Annotated in this window: 1 protein-coding gene; it reads right to left on the reverse strand. The window is 43.0% G+C overall.

The window, feature by feature from the left end; translation table 11 throughout:
• Positions 1 to 36 precede the first annotated feature (36 nt).
• Entirely contained in the window at positions 37 to 810 is a 774-nt protein-coding gene (locus I6E24_RS16425; RefSeq protein ID WP_235329781.1) for an IS5 family transposase, read from the reverse strand.
• Positions 811 to 932: the final 122 nt, after the last annotated feature.

Genomic DNA, 932 nt, shown 5'->3' on the forward strand with positions numbered 1-932 from the left:
TATCTATTTACTATAGATTAAGAAGCTGTTTTGATTTCATTCGATAAATTTGTTAAGCATGATTTGTATGAATGCAATCTGTACCATAGCTTCCGCAGTTTCAGCAAGGAATTCGTAATCGATGGTCAGCCTTCTGAAGTTTTCCAGCCATGAGAAAGAGCGTTCCACAATCCAGCGTTTGGGCAGTACCTGAAATTTGGACGGACATTCGTCCGGTCTGAGTACGACCTCCAATATCCATCCGAATTTCTTCTTGACCCAATCAGCCAAATCTCCCCTGTAGCCTCCATCCGCTAATATTTTAACCAAGCGCGGAAATTTATAAGCGAGTTTTTCTATGGCTTGTGGGGCGCCCTTGCTGTCATGCAGGTTGGCTTCATGGATTGCGACGGCTAACGGAAGGCCAAGCGTATCGACAATGATGTGCTCTTTCCGTCCTTTGATTTTCTTGTTCCCGTCTATACCACGGTCAGAATCAACATGATGGGAAGTCTTTACGCTTCTGGAATCCATGATGCCAAGACTGGGACTTTCCTGCCGTCCCGCCTGTTTACGGATAAGGGAGTGCAAGGCATCCATCACCTCTTCAAACACACCTTCAAGCTTCCACTTGCGGAAGTAGTAATAGACGGTTTGCCAAGGGGCGAAGTCAGAAGGAAGCATACGCCACTGGCAGCCGGTCTTGTTGATATAAAGGATGGCATTCATTATCTCTTTAAGCGAATGTTTTCGGTTCCTCGCTTGCGGCTCTAAAATATTTTTTATAACTTGCCACTGTTTTTCAGTCAGGTCGGTTGGATACTGTGTCATAACTTTATTGTTTGGTACCTTTAAAGATATAACATTTTTCCAATTGACCGACTGATTTGAGATCTGAAGATGCTTATAACATTATTCTTGAATCAATTCAAAACAGTTTCTAAGAATAAGAG

Origin of the sequence: Bacteroides caecigallinarum, assembly GCF_021530995.1 — a bacterium.
Lineage (GTDB): Bacteria > Bacteroidota > Bacteroidia > Bacteroidales > Bacteroidaceae > Phocaeicola > Phocaeicola faecigallinarum.

What these genes read in the sequence shown, in the direction of transcription:
- I6E24_RS16425 (WP_235329781.1), bottom strand. Translation starts at nt 810, where the DNA reads ATGACACAGTATCCAACCGACCTGACTGAAAAACAGTGGCAAGTTATA.